Annotated in this window: 18 protein-coding genes; 15 read left to right on the top strand and 3 right to left on the bottom strand. The window is 65.5% G+C overall.

What is annotated here, in order from left to right:
• Window positions 1-31: 31 nt before the first annotated feature.
• Window positions 32-1,087 (bottom strand): acyl-CoA dehydrogenase family protein, encoded by a 1,056-nt coding sequence (locus tag AC1DWT_RS31025; RefSeq protein ID WP_095861931.1) that lies wholly within the window; start codon window positions 1,085-1,087, stop codon window positions 32-34.
• Between the two features lie 108 nt (window positions 1,088-1,195).
• Between AC1DWT_RS31025 and AC1DWT_RS31020 the strand changes: the two genes are divergently transcribed.
• Entirely contained in the window at window positions 1,196-2,002 is an 807-nt protein-coding gene (locus AC1DWT_RS31020; RefSeq protein WP_477923579.1) for an enoyl-CoA hydratase/isomerase family protein, read from the top strand.
• Window positions 2,003-2,121: 119 nt separating this feature from the next.
• Here AC1DWT_RS31020 and AC1DWT_RS31015 read toward each other — a convergent pair whose 3' ends face one another.
• Window positions 2,122-2,886, bottom strand: coding sequence for an SDR family NAD(P)-dependent oxidoreductase (locus AC1DWT_RS31015; RefSeq protein ID WP_095861932.1), 765 nt, complete (start codon window positions 2,884-2,886; stop codon window positions 2,122-2,124).
• 148 nt (window positions 2,887-3,034) lie between these two features.
• Here AC1DWT_RS31015 and AC1DWT_RS31010 point away from each other — a divergent pair, with 148 nt between their 5' ends.
• The 13 genes from AC1DWT_RS31010 to AC1DWT_RS30950 all read left to right on the top strand — a co-directional run bounded on the left by AC1DWT_RS31010 (window position 3,035) and on the right by AC1DWT_RS30950 (window position 16,382).
• Complete coding sequence (locus tag AC1DWT_RS31010; RefSeq protein ID WP_095861933.1) at window positions 3,035-3,556, top strand: DoxX family protein; 522 nt, start codon at window positions 3,035-3,037, stop codon at window positions 3,554-3,556.
• On the top strand, window positions 3,553-4,278 hold the full coding sequence (locus AC1DWT_RS31005) for a tyrosine-protein phosphatase (RefSeq protein ID WP_477923577.1): 726 nt from the start codon (window positions 3,553-3,555) through the stop codon (window positions 4,276-4,278). The genes AC1DWT_RS31010 and AC1DWT_RS31005 overlap by 4 nt, the downstream gene beginning before the upstream one ends.
• Window positions 4,275-5,891 (top strand): AMP-binding protein, encoded by a 1,617-nt coding sequence (locus AC1DWT_RS31000; RefSeq protein ID WP_477923575.1) that lies wholly within the window; start codon window positions 4,275-4,277, stop codon window positions 5,889-5,891. Before AC1DWT_RS31005 ends, AC1DWT_RS31000 begins: the two co-directional genes overlap by 4 nt.
• Window positions 5,892-6,039: 148 nt before the next feature.
• Complete coding sequence (locus tag AC1DWT_RS30995) at window positions 6,040-7,062, top strand: phosphotransferase family protein (RefSeq protein WP_095861936.1); 1,023 nt, start codon at window positions 6,040-6,042, stop codon at window positions 7,060-7,062.
• A 41-nt stretch (window positions 7,063-7,103) separates the two neighbouring features.
• A complete protein-coding gene (locus tag AC1DWT_RS30990; protein WP_477923572.1) occupies window positions 7,104-7,760 on the top strand; it encodes a TetR/AcrR family transcriptional regulator in 657 nt (218 codons plus the stop codon).
• 56 nt (window positions 7,761-7,816) lie between these two features.
• Window positions 7,817-9,121 carry an acyl-CoA dehydrogenase family protein gene (locus tag AC1DWT_RS30985; RefSeq protein ID WP_095861938.1) on the top strand — a complete coding sequence of 435 codons (1,305 nt, stop codon included), beginning with the start codon at window positions 7,817-7,819 and terminating at the stop codon, window positions 9,119-9,121.
• Window positions 9,118-9,861, top strand: a complete 744-nt coding sequence (locus AC1DWT_RS30980; RefSeq protein WP_378685100.1) for an SDR family NAD(P)-dependent oxidoreductase — start codon at window positions 9,118-9,120, stop codon at window positions 9,859-9,861. Before AC1DWT_RS30985 ends, AC1DWT_RS30980 begins: the two co-directional genes overlap by 4 nt.
• A gap of 85 nt (window positions 9,862-9,946) precedes the next feature.
• Window positions 9,947-10,927 (top strand): NADPH:quinone oxidoreductase family protein, encoded by a 981-nt coding sequence (locus tag AC1DWT_RS30975; protein WP_095861939.1) that lies wholly within the window; start codon window positions 9,947-9,949, stop codon window positions 10,925-10,927.
• 156 nt (window positions 10,928-11,083) lie between these two features.
• The gene (locus AC1DWT_RS30970) at window positions 11,084-12,019 is read left to right on the top strand and encodes an ABC transporter permease (protein WP_179377588.1); all 936 of its coding nucleotides are present in this window, start codon (window positions 11,084-11,086) and stop codon (window positions 12,017-12,019) included.
• Complete coding sequence (locus AC1DWT_RS30965) at window positions 12,016-12,903, top strand: ABC transporter permease (protein ID WP_477923571.1); 888 nt, start codon at window positions 12,016-12,018, stop codon at window positions 12,901-12,903. Before AC1DWT_RS30970 ends, AC1DWT_RS30965 begins: the two co-directional genes overlap by 4 nt.
• Window positions 12,900-13,919, top strand: coding sequence for an ABC transporter ATP-binding protein (locus tag AC1DWT_RS30960; RefSeq protein ID WP_378685094.1), 1,020 nt, complete (start codon window positions 12,900-12,902; stop codon window positions 13,917-13,919). Before AC1DWT_RS30965 ends, AC1DWT_RS30960 begins: the two co-directional genes overlap by 4 nt.
• Window positions 13,912-14,784 (top strand): ATP-binding cassette domain-containing protein, encoded by an 873-nt coding sequence (locus AC1DWT_RS30955; protein ID WP_477923570.1) that lies wholly within the window; start codon window positions 13,912-13,914, stop codon window positions 14,782-14,784. Before AC1DWT_RS30960 ends, AC1DWT_RS30955 begins: the two co-directional genes overlap by 8 nt.
• A 230-nt stretch (window positions 14,785-15,014) precedes the next feature.
• Window positions 15,015-16,382 (top strand): ABC transporter substrate-binding protein, encoded by a 1,368-nt coding sequence (locus AC1DWT_RS30950; protein WP_477923568.1) that lies wholly within the window; start codon window positions 15,015-15,017, stop codon window positions 16,380-16,382.
• Between the two features lie 88 nt (window positions 16,383-16,470).
• On the opposite strand, the gene AC1DWT_RS30945 is transcribed toward AC1DWT_RS30950, so the two are convergent.
• The gene (locus AC1DWT_RS30945) at window positions 16,471-16,932 is read right to left on the bottom strand and encodes a hypothetical protein (protein ID WP_095861943.1); all 462 of its coding nucleotides are present in this window, start codon (window positions 16,930-16,932) and stop codon (window positions 16,471-16,473) included.
• Window positions 16,933-17,077: 145 nt separating this feature from the next.
• Here AC1DWT_RS30945 and AC1DWT_RS30940 point away from each other — a divergent pair, with 145 nt between their 5' ends.
• Complete coding sequence (locus AC1DWT_RS30940) at window positions 17,078-17,500, top strand: carboxymuconolactone decarboxylase family protein (RefSeq protein ID WP_477923567.1); 423 nt, start codon at window positions 17,078-17,080, stop codon at window positions 17,498-17,500.
• Window positions 17,501-17,562 lie beyond the last annotated feature (62 nt).

The raw sequence follows: 17,562 nt of genomic DNA, 5'->3' as shown, positions 1-17,562 counted from the left end.
CCCCGCCTCTCTGCGTGCGGATGCGTTGCGCTCAGGCGCTGATCACACGGCGCCGGTGGTACCTCACCGATCCGTCGAGGAGTTCGTCCACCTTGATCCGGCGGATCAGGAGGTGAACGTCGTGTTCCCAGGTGAACCCGATACCGCCGTGAACCTGAAGCGCGGTCTGTGCGGTCGTGCTGGTGCCCTCGCCCGCGTAGGCCGCTGCCGCCGATACCGCTCGCGTGCGGACCTCGAGGTCGTTGCCGTCCAACGCCACAGCGGCGGCCCACAACGCCGCGCGGGATGCCTCGACGGAGAGCGCCATGTCGGCGCAGTGATGCTTGACTGCCTGAAAACTGCCGATCGGCCGGTCGAACTGTGTCCGCTGACCGGCGTACTCCACTGTGAGGTCGAGAAGCCGGGACGCGGCTCCAACGGCGTCCGTCGAGCGGTACGTGGCGAGCTCGTCCCGGGTGAATGCCAGCGTGCCTGCCGGTACGACCGACCACTCGCCCGTGTCGAGCGTGAGATCGAGATCGGCGACCGCCCACGATCGGGTGAGGTCGAGGGTTTCGAGGGTGCGGATGGTGACGGCGTCGACGGAGACGACAGCGGCCACTTCCGTGCCGTCCGCGGTCGATGCGAGGACGAGAACCCGCTGGGCGTCGACGAGTCCGGTGACAGGGGCTGTCGTACCGTGCAGCCGGAGGGAGGTTCCCTCGATGTCGGCGTGCAGTGCCGGCGCCTCGAGCGAGCCGGCCGCGGGTACGGTCAGGGATTCACCCGACGCGGCATCTTCGAGGGCGGGGTGCCCGATCTCTTCGAGCAGGCGACAGGCGATCGCCAACTCCGCCAAAGGAACCGAGCTTCCGGAGCGGCCGTGTTCTTCACACAGCACGAGTAGATCGACGTGGGTGCCGCCCAGGTCGGACGTGAGCAGGCCGATGGTGCCGGATTCGGCGATGTGGCGAAGCGCGCCCTGGGGGATCCGCGCGGGACCGTCGTCGATCGTCGGTCGGCGGACGAGTAAGGGATCGTTCTTGGCGAGCCAGGCGCGCTCGGTCTCGGCAAGGGCAACCTGCTCGTCGCTCAGAGCGAAGTCCATGACACTCCTCAAGGAATCGTGCTTGTTGACGTAGTTAACCATGTGCACTAGCTTTTCGGCTAGTGCGCTGTGTCGGAGTCGGCGGCGCCGATCGTGGATGTGTGGAAGATGGGAGCAACGTCGGTGGAGTTTCTGCGTGTCGAGCGTAGCGGCGGTGTCGTGACTGTTGTCATGTCCCGCCCGGAGAAGAAGAACGCCGTGAACCTGGCCATGTGGCACGAACTGGCCGAGATCTTCACGTCTATCGAGCGGGCACACGCGGACCGTGTCATGGTGCTCACCGGCGACGGCGGCGACTTCTGCTCCGGAGCCGATCTCGCGAGCCTGACGGGTGGGGACACGCTCGACTTCATGTCCGACGCCAGTGAAGCGGCTCGCACGCTGCATGCCATGACGATCCCCACCATCGCGAAGGTGGACGGCGTTGCCGTCGGAGCGGGATGGAACCTGGCCCTGGGGTGTGACCTGGTGGTGGCAACCGATCGGGCCCGCTTCTCGCAGATCTTCGTTCATCGTGCGCTTTCGGTCGACATGGGCGGCTCCTGGCTGCTCCCCCGGCTGGTCGGTCTACAGAAGGCGAAGGAGATCGCCTACTTCGGCGACATGTACTCCGCGCAGGAGGCGGCGGATCTCGGCCTGGTGACGCGGATCGTTGCACCGTCCGAGATCGACATCACGGTCGATTCGATGGCCGAGCGCCTCGCCGCGGGCCCGGCTCGGGCGTTGTCGCTGACGAAGCAAATGCTGAACGCAGCTGTCGAGGGCGGAAGCATGGAGCAGGCGCTGCGGCTCGAGTCGCAGGCCCAGGTCAACAATATCGGTGGCGAGGATGCCGCCGAGGCCAAGGCGGCCTTCCTCGAGAAGCGCACCCCGGTGTTCGGTGCGCGCGCGGCGCTGTCGGGCGCTACCGGCTGACGCTCGTGCGACCCGCGCGAGGTGGGGCACGAACAAGGAGACGGAATATGGGGACGGTGGGAGCGTAGTCGCTCCCACCGTCCCCATATTCGTGCGCACGCCGGGGGCGTGGCGTGTGTTTACACCGGCGCCATCCGGATCGCGCCGTCGATTCGGATCGTCTCGCCGTTGATCATCGCGTTGTCCACGATGGCGAGCGCAAGTTTCGCGTACTCGGCCGGATCGCCCAGTCGGGTGGGATGGGGAACCTGGGACGCGAGTGAATCGCGCACCTTCTCGGACAGACCGCCGAGGATGGGCGTTTCGAACGTCCCGGGGGCGATCGTGACGACGCGAACGAGCTTGCGTGCGAGGTCGCGTGCCGCGACGATCGTCATTCCCGCGACGCCGGCCTTCGCGGAGGAGTATGCGGCCTGGCCGATCTGGCCTTCGAAGGCGGCGACGGACGAGGTCATGATGATGACACCGCGCTCGCCGTCGACCGGTTCGTTCCTGACCATCCGGGCGGCGGCCACGCTGGCCACGGTAAAGGTGCCGACGAGGTTGGTGTCGATGACCTGCTTGTACAGGTCCAGGTCGCCGGGTGTGCCGTCCTTGTTGACCAGGCGCACCTTGCCGCCGCGACCGGCGCAGTGAACGACGGCCCGCAACGGCGCCGACTGTTCGGCCGCCGCGAGTGCCGCCCCGACGGCCTCGGGATCGCGGACATCGGCGGGCATGAACGTTGCGAGGTCGCCGAGCTCGTTGGCGACAGCCGCGCCGTTCGAAGACGGGAGGTCGACGATGACCGTCGGTACGCCGCGGGCGATGAAGGCCTCTGCGGTCGCCCTGCCGAGGCCGGAGGCGCCGCCGGTGACCGCGGCCGACGCGTGGGTGAGGTCCATGGATTGTGCCTTTCGCTGATGTGTGAGCGAGGACCTGGTCGAACGAACCAGCGTCCCGAGAGTCCGTTTGCTAACGTAGTTATAGAGGTTATATTTGTCTACTGTGGGTGACGCTGGGACTTCACCCCGCGTGACGGACGGAGTGGAAATGGATGCAGTGGACTCGGGTTTGTTGATCCTGCGGGTCTGTCTTGGGCTGACGATGGCCGCACACGGATACGGGAAACTGTTTCGTGGAGGGCGGATTCCGGGAACCGCTGGATGGTTCGAGAGCATCGGAATGCGCCCCGGCCCGGTCAATGCGTGGCTCGCCGCAGTCACGGAGGTCGCCGCAGGAATTGCGCTCGCGCTGGGCCTGTTCACTCCCTTCGCCGCCGCTGCGTTCGTCTCCCTGATGTTCGTTGCCGCGTGGACGGTGCATCGCGGGAAGGGCTTCTTCATCGTCTCGGACGGGTGGGAGTACAACCTCGTCCTAGCGGTGGGTGCGGTGGTCGTCGCGATCGCCGGACCCGGCGCTGCGAGTCTCGATCATCTGCTGTTCGGGCACGATCTTTTCGCCGGCTGGGTGGGTGGTCTGATCGCGGTCGTCGGCGGGCTGGCTGCCGCGGGTGCGCTCCTCGCTCTTGCGTACCGGCCTGCGCTTGAAAATCTTCCGGCGGACGTTGCGTGAGCGCGCACGCGGCGGAATTCAATGCTCCGGGGTTGGTCAATCTGCGTGACATCGGTGGATTGACCCTCGTCGGCGGCGGGGTGACCGCGACCGGCGTCCTGTATCGAGGGGATGCCCCGTATCCGGGTGACTCCGCGGTGCCAGACCTCGAATCATGGCCGCCTGCAAGCATTGTCGATCTTCGGGGTGTGCGAGAACGCGCCCGCTTCGCCTACCAGTGGGCTCCGGATTCCGTCGTGCACCACGTGCCGATGTTCGACGCTGCAGCGCCCGACGCAGCGCCCACCGACCTGGCAGCGGTGTTCGTACGCATGCTGAACTGCGGCGAGATCTGGGCGGGTGACCTACTTCGGGCCGTTTCCCGCTCGCGCGACGCGACGCTCGTGCATTGCACGGCAGGCAAGGACCGAACCGGTGTTGCTGTCGCGGTTCTGCTGCTCGCTGCGGGGGTCGAACCGACGGCGGTCGTCGCGGACTTCGTTCGTAGCGAGGACGCATTGGACAGCCTGCATCGGAGGTGGATCGATGCCGGTGTGAGGAAGCGCGATTCGCCGCCGCTGCCGGAGAAGTACATGCATGCGCCGGTTGAGGCGATCGAGCCGGTCATCGAGCAACTGAGTGCAACTCCCGGGGGGCCGGCCCAATGGATGCTCGACAACGGAGCGGATCCGGCCGACCTCGACAACTGGCGTGCCCGGCTGCGAGGAGGCGGGGAAAAATGACTCGCCCACCGACTCGATCTGGCAGGTCTGCTGTGGCGTGCGAACTCGTCGAGCGGTGGTATCGCGAGGGTTACTACAGCCGCCGCACCTGGGTGGATGTCCTGTCCGAGGACTCCGTCGGCTCTGACGCGCCGATCGTGTACGCGGCGGCAGACGGGGCCCGAACGGTGACATCGATCGGTGAGATTCGACAGGCCGCGAAACGGGTGGCGGCGGCGCTGCTCGCGCTCGGTGTGGGCCCCGGGGACGCCGTGGCGGTGCAGCTACCCAATCGTGTCGAGGCGTCGGTGGCCTACGCGGCCGTGCTGCTGGCGGGCGCGATCCTCGTCCCGATCGTGCACGTCTACGGGCCGAACGAGGTTCGGTTCATCCTCGAGCAGTCGGAAGCCACGGTGCTGATCCAGCCGGATCGCCGGCGGAGGACCGACTACCGCGATCGGATCGACAGCTATTCGGGGCTGCCGTCGCTCCGGCACGTGGTGATTGTCGGCGACGCTCCCGCAGGCACGCTCTCCTGGGACGGCCTGCCGATGTCGGAGGAGTACGTACGGCCGGCTGTGCATGCGGACGACATTGCTCTGCTCATCTACACGTCGGGAACCACCGCTGCTCCGAAGGGTGTCCAGCACAGCCACAATTCGCTGCTCGCCGAAGTGCGGTCGGCCCCCGGTGCATCCGGCGGCCGCGCTGATTCCGTGCAGCTCGTGTCGTTCCCGCCCGGACACATCGCGGGCGTCAGCAGTGTGTTGCGCCCCCTTGTGCACGGCCGCAGTGCCGTGTACATGGAGAGTTGGGATCCCGCCCTCGCCGCAGAATTGATCTCGCAGTATCGGGTCACCGCGACCTCGGGCACGCCTTTCCATCTCACCGGCCTCTTGGACGTGGACGACGTCGCGGACAAGCTCGCCACCCTGTCGGACTTCCTGATCGGGGCGGCGACGGTTCCCGAAGGTCTGGTCCGGCGAGCGGCGCACGCGGGAATATCGACGTTCCGATGCTACGGCTCGACCGAACATCCCACCGCCACGTCCGGTCGAGCCGGGGAGGCGGAGGCCGAGCGGCTGGGGACCGACGGTGCTCCGATGGTGGGTGTTCGGGTCCGTATTCTCGACGACCGCGGTGCCGACGTCCCGGTCGGGGTCGACGGTGAGGTCGTCCTTCAGGGGCCCGATCAGTTCGTCGGCTACCGGGACGGCGCGCTCGACGTGCAGGCGTTCACCGACGACGGCTGGATGCGCACCGGCGACCTGGGACATCTCGACCCGGCCGGTCGGCTGACGATCACCGACCGGATCAAGGACGTGGTGATCAGGGCGGGTGAGACGATCTCCTCCGGTCAGGTCGAGGATGTGCTGGTCACCCATCCCGCAGTTGTCGAAGGGGCTGTAGTCGCGGCCCCGGACCCGCGCTACGGCGAGGTGGTCGCAGCGGTTGTCGTAGTCGGACCGGGTGCCCGGCTCGGCCTCGACGAGCTTCGAGTGCACTTCCAGAAATCGGGACTGGCCAGGCAGAAGACACCCGAGCGGCTGGTCGTCGTCGACGAACTGCCTCGTACCGCACTCGGGAAGGTGCGCAAGGCGGACCTGCGCGCTGCGCACTTTCAAGTCGGGTAATTCGCGATATCACCGGGTTTCGTTGAGCTGACGCAGGTTCCGAGCGATCCGTTCAGTGGAACGAAGTGTTGACGCCGCGGCAGGTACTCAGAATTATGTTCCCAGAATCACAATCTCACTTTTGCTCGTCTTCAAGCGAAGGATCCACATGACGAAGGAAACCGAGCACTCGGACCTCATTGCCGACATCGGCCTTCGAGCTGCCGTGGCCGGACGTCAATGGCGGCCGGGTCTCCAGGTCGACAACGTGCGCCCGCTCACCGGCGGAACCTCGAGCCTGACCTTCATCGCCGACGTCTCCGATGGCGGCAAGGCGGAGTCGGTCGTCCTCAAGGTCGCCCCTCCTGGGCTCGAACCGGTCCGTAACAGGGACGTGATCCGCCAGGGTCGCGTCATGAGGGCGCTGCAGAGCGTTCCGGGTGTCGCCGCACCGGCGGTCCACTTCGAGGATGCCGCCCGCCCCCCGTTCGTGGCGATGGAGATGGTCCCCGGGGAATGTGTGGAGCCGCTCCTGGTCGCGGACCGTCCGCGCGACGAGGCGACCCGGGCGCAGACGCGCGCGCGGTACCTCGACGCCGCGCGGATGCTGGGGCACCTCCATTCGGTGAGCCCTGCCGACATCGGCCTGGGGGATGAGCCCGTCCTCTCACTGTCAGACGAAATCGACAGATGGACGCGGGCTTTCGAGACCATCCCGGATGATCTCCGGGGGGACTACCCGACCTGCGCCAAGGCGCTGTACGCCACAATGCCCGCACCGGCACCACCGGTTGTCAATCACGGCGACTACCGCTTGGGCAACACCCTGTGTGACGGTGATCGCGTCACGGCGATCATCGATTGGGAGATCTGGTCCGTCGGTGACCCGCGCATCGATCTGACGTGGCTCACCTACTTCACCGACGAGGTTCGGCACCCGGCTGCCGCCTTCGACGAGCCCTGTGGCACACCGACGGTCGCGGAGGTCACGACGACCTACGAGGAGACGCTGGGTCGCACCGTCGAGGACATCGAGTGGTTCCACGCGCTGACCCGGTACAAGGAAGCGGCTGCCACCGCACTGCTGATCAAGCGTGCACGCAGGCGGGGAACCTTGAGCCCCGCATTCCAGAGGATGGAACCGGCGCTGCCCGGCCTGCTGACCGAAGCGCTCGAGTTCATCGGATACTGACCCGGTCGCTGCTGCCCTGATTGCTGGAACGAGTTGATCCGATGACAGAGACCGTGCCCGGACAGAACGATGCTCCACCGGTGATCCCGGGCGGTCGTCAGCTGCGCCGCGTGCCGACGCCGCGCAGGCAGGCCTCCTACGACGACGAGGTCAATGTTCTGATCCGAGCGGCACAGTCGGTGATGCTGCGCAACGGGTGTACCGAACAACCCAGGATCGCGGAGATCGTCGGTGCAGCGGGAATGTCCAACCAGGCGTTCTACCGGAACTTCCGCGGTCGCGACGACGTCATTGTCGCGACCTACGAGCAGGGGTTGCTGAAGATCCACGCCTACCTCGAGCATCGGGTGCTCGAGCAGTCCGGGCTCGAGGCGCGGCTGGCCGCGTGGATCGACGGGGTCCTGGCGCAGATCGAGGACCGGGCACTGTCCGAGCTCAGTCGGGTGATCATCTGGAACATGGGGCAGATCGCGAGAACGAAGAGCGAGATCGAACCGGTCGGCCACACCCGGATCCGGGAACTGCTCGGCCAGGTTCTCGACGAGAGCGGGGTCGCCGACGCCGAGCGCACGGCCATGTTCGTCCACACGCTGGTGATGGGGCTGACGACAACCTATCTCGAATCGGGGGAGCAACCTACCGAGGAGGTCCGGGCGCACCTGCTGCGCTTCTGCTTCCGTGCGATCACCGCACACTGAGGTTCGTAGTACACCGCGTCGCATCGCGATGCGCGAAACCGTAAAGGAAACATACGATGTGGGAATTCCAGACTGACGCCGAGTTTCAGGAGAAGCTCGACTGGGCGGACAAGTTCGTTCGAGAAGAGTGTGAACCCCTCGACCTCTTGTTCCCTCATCTCGGCCAGCCCTACAACACCGAGAACAAGGCTGCTCGAGCGATTCTCGCGCCGCTCCGCGAGCGGGTGAAGGAGCAGGGCCTGTGGGCCTGCCACCTGGGTCCGGAGCTCGGCGGGCAGGGATACGGGCAGATCAAGCTCGCCCTGCTGAACGAGGTGCTGGGTCGATCCATGTGGGCGCCCACGGTCTTCGGCACCGCCGCACCGGACACGGGCAATGCCGAGATCCTCGCCATGTTCGGCACCGAGGAGCAGAAGGCGAAGTACCTGCAGCCGCTCCTCGACGGTGACATCGTGTCGTCCTTCTCGATGACGGAGCCGCAGGCGGGTTCGGACCCGAAGGAATTCGTCTGCGCGGCACGCAAGGACGGCGACGAGTGGGTCATCAGCGGCGAGAAGTGGTTCTCGTCGAACGCGCGGTACGCCTCCTTCCTTATCGTGATGGCGGTGACGGACCTCGAGGCATCCCCGTATCGCCGCATGTCGATGTTCGTTGTGCCTGCCGAGACTCCGGGCATCGAGATCGTCCGCAACGTCTCCGTGATGGGCGATCGCGAGGAGCTCGACGAGGGTACCCACGCGTACATTCGGTACAACGACGTCCGCGTCCCGGCGGATGCGATCCTCGGTGGTCCCGGGCAGGGCTTCGAGGTGGCGCAGGCCAGGCTCGGCGGTGGCCGGGTCCATCACGCGATGCGGACCGTCGGCAAATGCCAGCGCGCGCTCGACATGATGGGCGAGCGTGCGCTCTCCCGCCGCACCCAGGGTGAGGTCCTCGCCAAGAAGCAGTTGGTGCAGCAGTTCATCGCCGACTCGGCAATCGAGCTCGAGCAGTACCGCCTGCTGGTCCTCAAGACCGCGTGGATCATCGACACCCAGCCGCACGGGGCAGCACGCACCTACATCGCCATGTGCAAGGTCGCGATGGCGAAGGTGTACCACGACATCATTCACCGTGCGATCCAGCTGCACGGCTCGCTCGGCAGCACCATCGAGACGCCGCTGCACATCTGGTGGACCGGTGTCATCTCGATGGGCCTCGCGGACGGCCCGACCGAGGTGCACAAGGTCGCCGTCGCCCGTGGTGTGCTCGCGAACTACGAGCCCACCGAGAACCTGTTCCCGACCGAGCACATCCCGACGCGACTGGCCGCAGCGAAGGTCAAGCACGCCGCCGTCCTCGAGGAGCACGGAATCGCGTGACCGATCACTTCTCGCTTGCCGGCAAGGTGGCTCTCGTGACCGGTGGCAGTCGGGGGCTGGGCCGCGAAATGGTGCTGGCATTCGCCGAGGCGGGTGCCGACGTCGTCGTCACCAGCCGGAAGGCGGACGCCTGCGCGGAGGTCGCTCGCCAGGTCGAGGCGCTCGGCCGCACGGCACTTCCGGTCAGCTGCCACGTCGGCAGGTGGGACGAGATCGACGCGTTGGTGGACCTGGCGTACGAGGTGTTCGGCCGGGTCGACGTCCTGGTCAACAATGCGGGCATGTCCCCGGTCGCACCGTCGTCGGCCGAGACCACCGAAGAACTGTTCGACAAGGTGATCGGCGTCAACTTCAAGGGTCCGTTCCGCCTGACGTCGCTGGTCGGTGAGCGCATGGCCGCCGGGGACGGCGGCTCGATCATCAACATCTCGTCCTCGGGCGCGATCTTCCCCCAGCCACGCTTCGGCCCCTACGCGGGGGCGAAGGCCGCGCTCAACGCGGTGACCGGGGCGTTCGCGCGCGAGTTCGGGCCGAAGGTCCGCGTCAACACCATCTCCGCGGGCCCGTTCCTGACCGACATCTCCAAGGCGTGGGCGCCGGAGAAGCGGGAGAGGACGCAGAGTGCGATCGGTCGGCCGGGACGGCCCGACGAGATCGTCACGACCGCGCTGTACCTGGCGAGCCCGGCTTCGAGCTACACGACGGCGTCGCTGATCCGCGTCGACGGCGGTCTGTACTGACCGCAGGCGCCGGTACGCAGAGGGGCGCGCTGACTTCCGACTTCTCCTCACGGCAAGCCCCATTCACCAGCAGGAAGGTTCCAACATGCGCGCAGCGCGGTGTGAAGTGCACGGAAAGCCGGACACGATCGTGATCCGTGAGGTGCCCGACCCGGTCGCGGGCACCGGTGAGGTCGTGGTGGGCGTCGAGGCGGCTTCGGTGAACTTCCCGGACGTCCTCATCGCGGCCGATCGTTACCAGTTGTCGGTGCCGACACCGTTCACCGCCGGTAGCGAATTCGCCGGACGGGTGCTGTCGGTAGGCCCGGAAGTCGACGACCTCGCTCCCGGAGACGCGGTGATGGGAACTGTGCTGTCCGGTGCCTTCGCGGAGCGGATCACGGTCGCGCGGACCGCACTGTCCCCAGTCCCTGCGGGCCTGGACATGGTCCATGCGGCGGCGTTCAACGTCACCTACCGAACCGCCTACCACGCGGTGACGACCTTCGGAGGGCTCGAGCCCGGAGAATGGGTGGTGATCCTCGGTGCGGCAGGCGGTGTCGGGAGCGCGGCCATCGACATCGCGACTCGCTTGGGCGGCAAAGTGATTGCCGCGGTGTCGACTCCGGAGCGGGCCGAGGCCTGCCGTTCGATGGGGGCGGTGGAAACGATCGCCTACGACACCGAGGACCTGAAACAGCGCATCAAGGAGATCACCGGAACGGGCGCCGCCGTGGTGATCGATCCGGTGGGTGGCTCCTACTCGGAGCAGGCGCTCCGAGCAATCGCGTGGGGCGGGCGGTTCGTTTCCGTCGGGTTCGCGCAGGGCGACATTCCGCGGATTCCGCTGAACCTGGTGCTCCTCAAGGGTGCGATCGTGCGTGGCTTCGAGATCCGGACGCTGGCATCCCACCTTCCCGACGCGGTGGACAAGGGGCGCGGAGAGATTGAGCGACTGGTCGCGCAGGGAATGAAGCCGTTCGTCTCCGAGGTCTACTCACTCGACGAGGCACCGCTCGCATTGACCCGTGTGGCYGAGCGACGAACCACCGGAAAGATTGTCATCGACATGAGCGCGAATACCTAGATGACTAAGTTAGATTGACAATCTAAGTGATGTACCTCACTATTGGGTGCACCGCGGGAATCGGCCTCGGTTGGCGTTCCCCGTTTGCATTCGAATTCGTGTCTTGTATCCACACTTCACGCATGGCCGGACGAAGGGTCTTTCATGTTGAGGTTCATGGCATCACGACTACTGGCGGTCCTGCCGATGCTTCTGATCCTGACGATCATCGTGTTTCTGCTCGTCGAAATCGCACCGGGAGACCCGGCCGCGATCATCGCCGGTGCGGAGGCCTCACCGGAGGCCGTCGAGGCGGTCCGGGTACGTCTCGGGCTCGACCAACCGGTATGGCACCAGTATCTGACGTACGTGTGGAACGCGCTGCACGGCGACCTCGGAGTGTCGTTCTCCACCAACGAGCCCGTCACGGACATCATCGCCCGCCGGCTTCCGAGGACACTCTCCATCGGCCTGTTCGCGATGCTCATGGTGGTGATCCTGAGCATCCCGCTCGGAATCCTCGCCGCCGTGAAACGCGACAGCGCGTTCGACCGGCTCCTCACCGGCACTTCGGTGTTCATTCTCGCCGTACCTCCCTTCGTCCTTGCTGCGATCCTGGTGAAGTGGTTTGCTCTGGACGGTCTACAGCTCTTCCCTCCCACCGGATATGCACCGCTGAGTGACGGGCTGAGCGAGTGGCTGATGTACGCAACGCTCCCTGCCGTCGCCATTGCGAGCATCAGCCTCGCCGAACTCGTCCGACAGGCCCGCGGCGGAATGATCGACGCACTCGAGCAGGACTACATTCGGACCGCCCGTGCGAAGGGCCTGAGCAAGATGATGCTCGTGGGCAAGCACGCCGCGAAGAACGCCGCGGTTCCCTACATCACCGTGCTCGGCCTGAACGTCGGACGCGTCGTCGGTGCTGCCGTGATCGTCGAGGCGATCTTCAACATCCAGGGTTTCGGTCAGCTCGGTGTCACCGCCGTCATCAACCGTGACATCCCGACGATGCAGGGTGTCGTCCTGGTGAGCGGCGTGATCGTTCTGCTCGTGACCTTGCTGGTCGACATCTCGTACGGCTACCTGAACCCGAGGATTCGAAACAGATGACCATAGTGACGAAGGCGAAGCGCACCAGGAAGATGTTCGGGTACACGCCCGGCCGGACGGTCAGGCGTCTCCTGCAGGATCGGGTCGGGATGATCTGCCTCGTCGGCCTGATGCTCCTGGTGTTCATCGGCATTCTGGCCCAGTTCTGGACGCCGAAGGATCCGACGGCGCAGGACCTGCTGCGCAGGCTCGAGAGTCCGAGCGGCCAGTATTGGCTCGGCACCGATGCAGTCGGCCGAGACATTCTCAGCCGGCTCATGGTTGCCACCGGAGTCGACCTGGCCGCCGCCACCCTGGCGGTCAGTATCGGTCTCGTCGTCGGTGCCGGTTTCGGGCTGCTCGCCGGCTACCTGGGCGGCGCCCTCGACTCCGTGACCAGTCGCGTCTTCGACGTGCTGATGTCGCTGCCGCCGTTGCTGTTCGCGGTGGCCATCGTCGGTGCACTCGGACCGAGCCTGACCAACGCGATGATCGCGGTCGGTGTGCTGCTCGCACCCCGGTTCTACCGGCTGGTGCGGGTCAGTACGAGGGAAGTGATCAGCGAGGACTTCGTGGAAGCCGCTCGCTCCGGTGGTGCCGGTCCGGCCCGGATCATGACGCGCCACGTGGCGCCGAATATATTCTCGCCCATGCTTGTTCAGATCTCCTTCGGAGTGTCCGTTGCGATCGTCGCGGAATCCGGTCTCAGCTTCCTCGGCCTCGGTGTTCAACCGCCGACCGCGAGTTGGGGCTCGATGGTGAAGGAGGGATTCGACAACCTCGCGATCAACAGTTGGACCATCGTTCCGTCCAGCGTGATGATCGTCGCCTCGATCCTGCTGCTGTCGCTGTTCGGTGACAGCCTTCGCGACGCGGTGGGCAGCCAGGGCGGGAGCAAGGCATGACGGTCACTACGGACGCGCTGATGCAGGATACGGTCCTTCGGGTCGACGGGTTGTGCGTCGACTTCGAGACGCCAGATCACGGCTGGACGCGGATCGTCGACGACGTCACGTTCAGTGTGCGCAGAGGCGAAACCGTGGGACTGGTCGGAGAATCAGGTTCCGGCAAGACCGTCACGTCGCTCGCGATCATGCGCCTGCTGGCCCGCAACGCACGCACATCCGGCTCCACCGTTGTCAACGACCGCGACCTGAACACATTGTCGGAGACAGAACTCGACCAGGTTCGCGGCGCCGAGGTCGCGATGATCTTCCAGGAACCGCGCCGCAGTCTCAACCCTGCGTTCCGGGTCGGTGACCAGGTCGCCGAAGCGGTGCGGCGGCACCGCAAGTGCTCGAGAAAGGACGCATGGGCGCGTGCCGTCGAACTGTTCGACCGCGTCGGGATCCCCGAACCGGCGAAGCGAGTTCACGCCTACCCGCACGAGTTCAGCGGAGGCATGTGCCAGCGCGTCATGCTGGCGATGGCACTGTCGTGTGACCCGGACGTACTGATCGCCGATGAGCCGACCACCGCGCTGGACGTGACCGTGCAGCGGCAGGTGCTCGGCCTGATTCACGAACTCCAACGAGAGCTCGGTCTCGGTGTCCTGCTCATCACCCATGACCTCAGTGTTGTCGCGGAAGTGTGCGACCGGGCGGCAGTGATGTACGCGGGCCGAATCGTCGAGGATGCGCCCATCCTCGAACTGTTCGACAATCCGCGGCACCCCTATACCGCCGGGCTCCTACACGCCATGCCCGACCCGGTACGGCATGCCGAGAAGATGGGCGTCATACCCGGACGAGTGCCACCCCCGCACGAGTTCGTGGATTCCTGTCGGTTCGCTCCTCGCTGCCCGTACGTGAAGGACGCGTGCACCGATGGTCCCATCCCGCTGTCTGCTACCGGACCCGATCATCTCGCGCGCTGCGTCCGCACCGGCGAGATCTCGCTGGAGGACGCATTCTATGACTGACACCACCATGACCGGTGCACGCAACCGTGTCCGATCAGGCATTCACGACACAGCACTGGCCGTCGAGGGACTGACGAAGTCGTACCCGGCCAGACGCAACCTGCTCGGGCGGATTGCCGAATCCGTCGAAGCGGTACGGGGAGTGAGCTTCGAGGTGCGGCGTGGTGAGACGCTCGCACTCGTCGGCGAGTCCGGTGCGGGCAAGTCGACTGTCGGCCGGTTGGCGCTGCGACTGATCGAGCCCACGTCGGGGTCGATCACGGTGCTCGGTGACGACATCACCGCGATCGGTGCGTCCGACCTCCGCAAGATCAGAACCCGGGCGACGATGATCTTCCAGGATCCGTTCAAGTCGCTCAATCCCCGTGCTCAGATCCGGTATTCGATTGCCGAACCGATGCTCGCCCAGGGTGGCTACAGCGCAGCCGATCGTGCCAAGCGTGTCGCGACGCTGCTGGACCGGGTCGGGTTGACCTCGCATCATCTCGAGCGCTATCCGTACGAGATGTCCGGTGGCCAACTGCAACGCGTTGCCATTGCCCGCGCTCTCGTGACCGATCCCGAGATCGTAGTGTGCGACGAGCCCGTCGCCGCGCTGGACATGTCCATCCGGTCGCATGTCGTCAACCTGCTGCGCGAACTGCAGGAGGAGCGAAATCTCGCCTACTTGTTCATCTCTCACGACATGTCGCTCGTGCGCGTCATCGCCGACCGCATCGCCGTGATGAAGCGGGGGGAGCTCGTCGAGTGCGAGGATGCCGCTGCGCTGTTCGCGAACCCCACGCAGGAGTACACCCGCACGCTGCTGTCGGCGATTCCGGCGTCGCACCCGAGCAGGCGGACATTTCGCCCTGCTCCGTCGTGAGGTCGTATCGAGCGGCGACCCAAGTGTTCCCGGAAGAAAGGCTCACTATGTTTCTACGGCGCACGATCCGTGTGGCTGCCGCACTCCTCGCAGTGGGGTTGCTCGCGTCCTGCGGTTCCACCGACTCCGGTTCGGGCGGTTCGGGTAGCCCGAACACGGAGGCAACTCTGAGGACCGGATGGACCACCGGGACCCAAACCCTCGACCCGCACATGGCGACCAGTGAGATCGTGACATTCAGATTCGGTCTCAACATGATCTACGACCGGCTGTTCACCGTGAAAGCGGACGGAACCGCCGAAGGCATGCTGGTCGAGAACTACTCGTACTCCGAGGACGGTTTGGCGCTCGTTCTCGACCTGCGAGAGGATGCGACCTTCCGCGACGGCTCGCCCGTTGACGGGGACGTCGTGAAGGTCAACCTGGACCGGGCTCGCACGCTCGACAGCCCCTCGGTGAAGTCACGGATGAAACCGGTTGTCGACGTCGCCGTTACCGGCCCCTATCAAGTCACGCTCACGCTGGCGAACCCTACCGACGTCATGCCGTACATTCTGGCCGAGATGGCCGGCTTCATCATGCATCCCGATCTGATTGCCCACGGCAACCCGGCTGTCGAGACCAATGGCTCGGGCGCATATTCGGTTGACAGCTTCGCTCCCGGAGAGAAACTCGTCATCGTTCGCGATCGCACGGACTACTGGGACAAAAACGCTGCGAAAATCGCGCGCATCGAGTACGAGGCCATTCCCGACGCCCAGGCGTTCACCAATGCCATGGCCGGTGGCCAGATCGATCTGGGCCTGTTCGTGCCCGGTACCGTCGCAGCCCTCGACGGCCGCAAAGGGCTGGTCACCGTGAACATCCCGAGCGGCACCGGCGTGGAACTCTTCCTGAACCGGAACACGGCGCCACTCGATGACGTGAGGGTGCGGAAGGCGATCAACTACGCATACAACCGTCAGGAAATCGTCGCTGCGCTCTTCCCCGGCTCCGACGCCCGCTATCAGTACTCGCGCGCCGGCCTGCCGGGCTACGACGCGTCGCTCGAAGGCATCTACAGTTACGACCCCGAGCGGGCCAAGAAACTGCTCGCCGAGGCCGGTCACCCGGACGGGATCGACCTGGGCCGGGTCATCGTTGTCAACACGGTCACTCCGGGTGTGGCCGACGTTCTGCAGGAGCAGTTCGCGAAGGCCGGCATCAAGATGACGCCGATCGTGAAAGACGGACTCGAGGGCCCGCAGTCCTTCAGCCGTGGTGAGGCATCGGCCATGGTGCAGGTCTCGACGATGGGGACCGGCTTCACCGCTGGTTCCAACTACCGTTGGGGGCCCCGGACCAACCCGGCGGGTGTGACTCCCGAATACGAGAAGATGCTGACCGATGCCACCGATCCGCGTCGTAGCCGGCAAGAACGCGAGGCCTCCTCGGTCGAGCTCAACAGATACCTCGTCGAGGAAGCGTGGGGCGCACCGCTGACGTGGTCGACCGCTCCCTGGGTGATGAGCGACAAGGTTGGCAACTTCAGTGCCGAGATGGACTACGCCAGGACAATCGGGCCGTACGACCCGCGGTACCTGACGGTCTCCGGGTAACACAGTCGGACCCCCGGGCCGTGGATTCACGGCCCGGGGGTCCATTCACTGGCAGCTCAGGGGCGGTTCGCAGAGAACGGGCGACGAGTCAGCGATCCGCCCAGCCTTCGTCGTGCCAATACGTTTCGAGCTTGTCGAGCGGTTCGGACCACGACTCGAGGTAGGTCACGCCCTCGGGGCCGGCGGTCATGACATGGGGAGTACCTGCCGTGATGGTCCAGAATTCGCCTGGACCGATGGTTCGACTGGCTGCGTCGCCGGCCTCGTCCCACGTGATGGTGAACTGGCCGCCGAACACGATGATCAGTCCGTCGAGGTTGCTGTGACGACGAGGCGTCGAGAAGTTGGCCTCGCATCGAAGCCCGTTCAAGTGGAAGGACGTGTCCACCTTGGTCGAGATCCACATGTTGCCCTTGAAGGTCTTCCCCGCGTCGACAGGGGCATCGGCGAGGAGACCGCCGTCGTTCCAGAAGTTCCTGGGGGAGATCTGGTCGACCGAACCGTCGACCCAACCTTCGTCGGACAGCAGACCGAAGTGCTCAATTGCCATGTCCGAAGTGTGTCGAACGCAGTTGGACGTGTCATCCGTGGGTTCCGTTGGATGGAATGAACGGCAACCGAGGAGTGGGTGACGCCGTTCCATGTAGTGGAATATCGACGACGGCGGGATTACCCGCTGCGCCTAATGTTTCGGTGTGACGCCCGGTGACGAGCGGGTCGCGCAAGCATCGACGGACGGAAGAACAGTGGATGATCCGGTAAAGAACCTCGGCGAGGCGGGCGACCGACGCACGACATACGAGAAGATCATGGTAACCACCAAGAGCGGTGGCTCGCCCTCCGTGCTCATGGAAGCGGGCGAGGATTTCCTCTTCGATCAGGTGTGGACGCGCCCCGGATTGTCGATCCGCGAACGTCGTCTGATCACCCTCTCGTGCATTGCGGCGGTGGGGGCTGCGAAACCGATGGCGGCGCATGTTGCCGCTGCTCTGGAAAGCGGTGATCTCACGCGCGAGGAGCTGGAGGAAGCTGCGTTGCAGTGCGCAGCATATGTCGGGTGGCCTGCGGCGTCCCTGCTGGATCAGGCGATCCGTCAGCACGCGCCATCCTCGTCGTGAATCCCCCGAATCCCCGTCCAGAGGACATCAGAGCACGGCGCCGACAGGAAGCGAAGGAGTCG

Source organism: Rhodococcus sp. P4_B6 (assembly GCF_056402215.1).
The sequence above is the reverse complement of the archived record's forward strand: the minus strand, read 5'-3'. Positions and strand labels throughout refer to the sequence as shown.

Coding starts and splice junctions, on each gene's coding strand:
- AC1DWT_RS31025 (WP_095861931.1), bottom strand. CDS start 1,087: ATGGACTTCGCTCTGAGCGACGAGCAGGTTGCCCTTGCCGAGACCGAG.
- AC1DWT_RS31020 (WP_477923579.1), top strand. CDS start 1,196: ATGGGAGCAACGTCGGTGGAGTTTCTGCGTGTCGAGCGTAGCGGCGGT.
- AC1DWT_RS31015 (WP_095861932.1), bottom strand. CDS start 2,886: ATGGACCTCACCCACGCGTCGGCCGCGGTCACCGGCGGCGCCTCCGGC.
- AC1DWT_RS31010 (WP_095861933.1), top strand. CDS start 3,035: ATGGATGCAGTGGACTCGGGTTTGTTGATCCTGCGGGTCTGTCTTGGG.
- AC1DWT_RS31000 (WP_477923575.1), top strand. CDS start 4,275: ATGACTCGCCCACCGACTCGATCTGGCAGGTCTGCTGTGGCGTGCGAA.
- AC1DWT_RS30995 (WP_095861936.1), top strand. CDS start 6,040: ATGACGAAGGAAACCGAGCACTCGGACCTCATTGCCGACATCGGCCTT.
- AC1DWT_RS30990 (WP_477923572.1), top strand. CDS start 7,104: ATGACAGAGACCGTGCCCGGACAGAACGATGCTCCACCGGTGATCCCG.
- AC1DWT_RS30985 (WP_095861938.1), top strand. CDS start 7,817: ATGTGGGAATTCCAGACTGACGCCGAGTTTCAGGAGAAGCTCGACTGG.
- AC1DWT_RS30970 (WP_179377588.1), top strand. CDS start 11,084: ATGGCATCACGACTACTGGCGGTCCTGCCGATGCTTCTGATCCTGACG.
- AC1DWT_RS30965 (WP_477923571.1), top strand. CDS start 12,016: ATGACCATAGTGACGAAGGCGAAGCGCACCAGGAAGATGTTCGGGTAC.
- AC1DWT_RS30960 (WP_378685094.1), top strand. CDS start 12,900: ATGACGGTCACTACGGACGCGCTGATGCAGGATACGGTCCTTCGGGTC.
- AC1DWT_RS30955 (WP_477923570.1), top strand. CDS start 13,912: ATGACTGACACCACCATGACCGGTGCACGCAACCGTGTCCGATCAGGC.
- AC1DWT_RS30945 (WP_095861943.1), bottom strand. CDS start 16,932: ATGGCAATTGAGCACTTCGGTCTGCTGTCCGACGAAGGTTGGGTCGAC.